Below are 5,702 nucleotides of genomic sequence, written 5' to 3'. Positions count from 1 at the left end.
AAATCCTTATTTTAGCGTATAGACTAGGTAATTCGCGATGCTTGCATTTGCGCCTTATAAGCTAGTCACAAACAAGGTTTGATAGTTTTCGGAGATGTCTATTACATAGTGAATCAGTTTTGTAAACTCCTGCTTGAAGTCGCACAACTTTTTGGTTCAGGTAGCATATCAAACTAGTATTATCCTTTACATAAATTTGCTCCCCTTTACAAATGTGTCTCCCCATCTGAGAGTTAACAATTCGACCAACAGGCTTAACGCAAATACCCCTTGTGATTCTTAATCGGTTTTCACTCCATGCACTGTCGTTCCATGATAAAAGAGGGATTATAGTAATTCCTGCTATTACTTTGATAAATGTTTGATATTTAAGCATGAAACTTTAGGTAACACTGATAATTTTAAAGATATTAAAAATTTACGTTATTCAACCAAATTTATTGAATTTATTATTGATGGCAACTTTTTTTGTCAGGATTTGTTTTTGGCTTGAGAACCCTTCAATAACTTAATTCGTTCTAATAAACTTATCCTCCATTGGATAACCTCTGGTAAGTTTGAATTTAATAGCATACAAGGTTCCCACCAAGCCCAAGCACTATCAATATTCCCTAATGCTTCTTGAGTTTTTGCCAGCAAGCAATAAGTATCAGTTCTTTGCGGATCTAAATTTTGTGCTTTTTCCAAATAACTTTTTGCTTCCCTATATTTACCTTGTTCTAACTTTGCCCAGCCTATACTCTTATATAAAGCTGCTTTTAATCCAGGGTCTTTAGCTTTTCTCAATCCTTGCAAAACTGTATTAATAGCTTCATTATATTCGCCTTGTAAGTTTTTTATTCTCGCTAAATTACTCACTGCATCCAAAGCTAAATCACTGCTTTGGATTGCTAATCTATAATGTTTTTCAGCCAAATCATACTTACCTAAATCATCATAAAAATTTCCTAAGCCATAATGAGCTTCCCATTTATCAGGTTTTAATTTAAACACGGCTGCATAACTATTATTAACACATTCAACATCTCGTAATTTTTGGCATAACAAGCCTAAATTATTATAAGCACTATCATTCTTTGGGTTAAACTTAATAGCTAATTCATAATATTTTCTAGCATCTTCAGGAGTAATATCCTGCGCCCACGCTTGCTCAACATAAAATTTTGATACTGAGTCTGCTAAAGCAGGGTCAGTGTTGACCGCATCACGAAATCTTTTTAGAGCATCATCAAATCGATTTTCCTGTTGTGCTTTTCTTCCTTGATACATCAAATAATCTGCTACTACAGGACGCAATACATGATGTAAGCCAATAAAACTTAAGATGACTAAAGTAACTGCACCAATACCAAAGGGCTTCGATTTAACTATCCGATTTATCTTTGATTGCAGTGGTATACGTTCCAATCTTTGCAGAATTACCTGTGTCGTCTGTGGGCGTTTCCCAGGTAAAGTAGCCATCAATTCATCAATAAAATCTGCAAAAGGTTTTTCAATTTGAGGTGCTTTATTCCTCCAAAGTAGTTTTCCTGTTGTCTGGTCTATTTTAATTTCAATTAATGGAATAGCAGTAAGCAGGTAAACAAAGGTTCTCCCCAAAGCGAAAAAGTCTGATTGTGGAACAGCTTGACCATGAAGTTGCTCCCAAGGAGAATAACAAGCTGTTCGGACAACAGTTATTTCGTGTCCACTACCTAACCCTGTCTTAGTTCCTCCACTAGTGCTAACTTTTGCTAAATAAGTTCTAGTAATTTGTCGCGCTGCACCAAAATCAACTAATGCTAACTTACCATCGGGTTGATAAATAATATTGTCTGGTTTGATATCTCTGTGAAAAAAGCCAGAGCGATGTACAGTATCAAGAATATTAGCCAGTTGAAATAACCAATCTAAGGAAGTGTGTTGATTAATTCGCCCATGATTTTTTATCCATTTAGTTAAGTTTTCGCCTTCAAATAATTGCATTACTATACAATGCAATTGTAATTTATTATTAAGTGTAAAAGTAAAATAATCATCTCTAGTTGACTTCGGAATACCAGGATGATTAAGAATTTGCAGGATAATTGCTTCTCGCTGAAATAGCTGAACTATTTTATTATCATCACTCCATTTCAATACCTTCATAACTCTTATTTCAGGTTTTGAAGGTGCTTTTGAACCAGTATCTTCTACTTCAAAAACATCTGTATAAGTAAATTGATTTCCTAACGAAATCAACGGACGTAACAAACGAATTCTTCCATTTATTAGCAAGGAATTCCCACAGGCTAAACAATTTTCAATCCCCTGAGGATTTTGACGTTGCGTACAAAGTGGATTTATACAGTAAACCACACTTGCTCCTAAACAAAATGGCTTGTCGCCATTTTATTCTGTTTTTTATTTACTAAATATTGTTCTTTATTTACTAAACCAAGTGGATCAACTAAAATATACTTCTTAACTACTGGCTGTAACCTATAACTAATCTCTTTTTGATTTGATTGTTTATTAGTTTCAATTAATGAACGCTGTTCTAAAGTATCTATAGCTGTTATTAATTCAGAAATAGAAACTTCTATATCTAATCGCTCTTTTAAGTCATCAACAATTTTGGAAAAAGGGATATCATTACAATCTTGCGACATCTGGTGCGCTAAATAAACCATTATTTGTTTTTGAAGGTTACTTAAAAAGCCAGGTTGCCCAAATTGTATATGTAGCATTGCTTGGATTTGAGGCCCCATCATAGTTGTACTATATTCAAAAAATCTTTCTACACTCCCTCCAAAGAAACGATGAATTTTATTAATAACTGCTTCTAACTCTGATGGATTTCCACGATATATTTCAATTAATTCTCTACATTTCTCTCCACCTAAACCTTTTTCGTGCATCATCTGCATCGCAGAACTTTCCTTTAGTCCCTCTAGATGTAAAGAGGAAAAAGAAAAACTTGTAGTTAAATGAGTAATTTCTTCTAAAGGTATTTGACTGGTTAAGATAATGCAACTTTGATGAACTTCTTTTGTTAGACCAACAAAGAAATCTTCATATTCTAATTTTTTTTGATAATTATCTACCTGTACTAGCTTTTCAAATCCGTCTATTATTAACAAGCATTTGTGTAAATGAAATTGTTTTAACAATAATGAAATCTTTGTTGAAAGAGATTCATCAATTGCATGAAGGTTGAAAATTGTAAGTGTTTCTGAAAGTAACTCATCAATTGAAGAGAATCTATTAATTCTGTTCCAAATTATATAATCATACATATTTGGATTTTCAAAAAGTATTTCTTCAATTAGTTTAGCTGTTAATAAAGTTTTTCCTATACCTCCAACTCCAGTTATAGCTATACAAGACTCTTGAGAAATCTTAATTTGTTTTTTCAAATCTCCGATTTCTTCATCTCTACCATAAAAATACGGAATTCTAGGTAATCTGCCATACACTTTAGTTTTACCCACTAAGCTGTTATTGTCTAGCTTAGATATTTCTAACTTCATATAATGCTTTTTCGCAAATTTAAGCAAAACATTTTTCAAGTAAGTTTTTTTTACTTGTACTCCATCACCAATTACATCTGTAAGGGTTGCCCATAACTGTGGGCCAACCCCAGTCTGTAAATACTGTAAGCTGTATCCTGAATCGCTAGCTATCTGACTGTATTCTTTATTATCCCAAGTTCCCTTAATTACAGCTTTTTCAGCTTTCGACAAATACCGTCCAGTTCTCTCAAGCACTTGTGCTTCCAAAATTTCCAGTATTTGTTCTATGCTTAAACTTTTATCTTTAGTCATAATTAGCCGTAATATAACGCTACTCTAACCAATACTCTATATTTATTTTTAACCTTAATTCATATATAAATACTTCACACTTTTTAACAAAAGCTGGTTTTCTAGTTTACCTTCTGAGGTGTAAGATTAAATTGCTACTTTTCTAATCTAGTATTAACACACTCTAAATGCCTTGCTGACTTACATTTTGAGTTCAGGCAGGGAAAAAATTGATTGCAGCATAAACCAGCAGATATTTCAGAAACATCTGCAACACGAGTTAACTTTTTTCGATGGAGGATGTAAAACTTTTAAAGTAAAAACCAGGGGGAGCTTGAGAAAACCTTACCCTATAGGGTAAGTCTGAACCAGAGTTGATAAATATGGAGGCAACGAAAGTAAACAATCACAATATTCTAAGATCCGAAAAGACCCGAAGTTTTGTAAGATCAAGCTATTCAATCGGTAAAGCAAGTATGGAGGTAAAAAGGAGACAAAAAATTTAAAGGGCAAAACGCACTAAGGAGTAACGCTTTGCCCAAAGGCTAAAAAATAGCATAGTTTCTGAGCGGGGTTGATCTCGTAATGACAGAGAAAGTGGGGAATAGTTTGGACGCTGTTTCCACTGACTTGTCAAAAGATCCCACGCTGCTTTGTTATGCTGATTATAACTTTTCTGGGAGCGGTAAAAGTAACATTGCCAAAAATTTTTGTGTTCTTGTAAAAATTTTCTACACCCACTTAGTTGTATTTATACATAACGGCACGTAAGGAGCAGTTCGCAATACCCTACGGGAAGACGCGCAAGGCACGTCTTCGTAATTCACAATAATCCTACAGGCTTACAGGCGTAAGTATAATTGCGAATTGATTTAATCAACCCCCTCTAAAACTTGCTAGTCACCAAGTTATTAGGGGAGCCTATCATGAAAAATTACGATCACCCAGTAACAAATACTGGTTGGGTGAGGCTGTCAGGTGTGGTAACAGCACCATACGCAGACAGCCAGAATGGGCAGTGGAAAGAAATACTGATAAGTTCTGTCGAAACGCGGTTTAAAAATGTTTTAGCCAGAGCCACAGTATTACAAAGACTGGATTGGTTCTGGCATAGTGACAGTAGTATGCACCTGTGCGAGGAAGCAGTTGCGCTGGTTGCTCATAACGCCAATGATTATCGGCAGATTTTAATAAAACAGAATCATCTAGCCAGTACCCTGCCAGATTTAGATCCTGTTGCAGAAGTGTTGCTGTTGGTTTCGCCCCAATCCGATTATGTGTTTGGCACAGTGTTAGAAACAGGGGAAAAATTCAGTACCCATATTCTGTTTGTGCAGCAGAAGCAGTACAACAGGGGTGCTAATGTGCAGAAGTGCTTGGGGCAGAACTCAACAACAGTAGCACAGAGTAACTCCGATGCAACGCCGCCAAGTTCACTCTCTTTTGCTGGGATTGGGGGCAGCAGCATCTAATGAGCCAAACCCCAACTGAATACCCGAACAATCTCACCGCAGCAGAGTATCATGAGTTAGCGGTGGGTAGTGCCATTCATCCGGCACTAATTGAACGTAACTTCTTCCACATTGAGGGAGAAACAGTTTACGATTATCTATTCATCTCCCCATTGCTGCCCAGGAAAAATGCTGGTCGAGTGACGGATGGGCTGTTGAAGTTATATCTGCATTTAATGGCAGGTGGGATGTGGATTGCTTCACTTGACCCATATAATGACTGGAAACCAATGGAGTGGGGGCGCATCAAGCCGACGAACCCCCGCATTGATTGGCTTAAAGGTAAGCCAGTTAAATATGAATCGCCACCAAAAGTCCCCAACCGAGTTACTTATTTTGATATTGCCAACTGCATCTGGGATTTAGTAGCGCGGCGGTACAACATTAAACGCTATGATTCGCCTTTAGCCCGACGCTTACAAGATAG

3 protein-coding genes and 1 pseudogene are annotated in these 5,702 nt (G+C 36.2%); 2 read left to right on the top strand and 2 right to left on the bottom strand.

What is annotated here, in order from left to right; translation table 11 throughout:
* Positions 1-471 precede the first annotated feature (471 nt).
* Together H6G76_RS35870 and H6G76_RS35865 are read right to left on the bottom strand one after the other, a co-directional pair.
* On the bottom strand, positions 472-2,337 hold the full coding sequence (locus H6G76_RS35870; protein WP_190710949.1) for a protein kinase domain-containing protein: 1,866 nt from the start codon (positions 2,335-2,337) through the stop codon (positions 472-474).
* Between the two features lie 8 nt (positions 2,338-2,345).
* Positions 2,346-3,785, bottom strand: a complete 1,440-nt coding sequence (locus tag H6G76_RS35865; RefSeq protein WP_190710948.1) for an NACHT domain-containing protein — start codon at positions 3,783-3,785, stop codon at positions 2,346-2,348.
* Between the two features lie 905 nt (positions 3,786-4,690).
* Between H6G76_RS35865 and H6G76_RS35860 the strand changes: the two genes are divergently transcribed.
* Entirely contained in the window at positions 4,691-5,236 is a 546-nt protein-coding gene (locus tag H6G76_RS35860; RefSeq protein ID WP_190710947.1) for a hypothetical protein, read from the top strand.
* Positions 5,236-5,702, top strand: a pseudogene (locus H6G76_RS35855) (bifunctional DNA primase/helicase); the annotation flags it as partial. The gene H6G76_RS35860 and the pseudogene H6G76_RS35855, both read left to right, overlap by 1 nt.

The sequence above is a fragment of the Nostoc sp. FACHB-152 genome (assembly GCF_014697475.1).
Taxonomy (GTDB): domain Bacteria; phylum Cyanobacteriota; class Cyanobacteriia; order Cyanobacteriales; family Nostocaceae; genus Nostoc_B.
The sequence above is the reverse complement of the archived record's forward strand: the minus strand, read 5'-3'. Positions and strand labels throughout refer to the sequence as shown.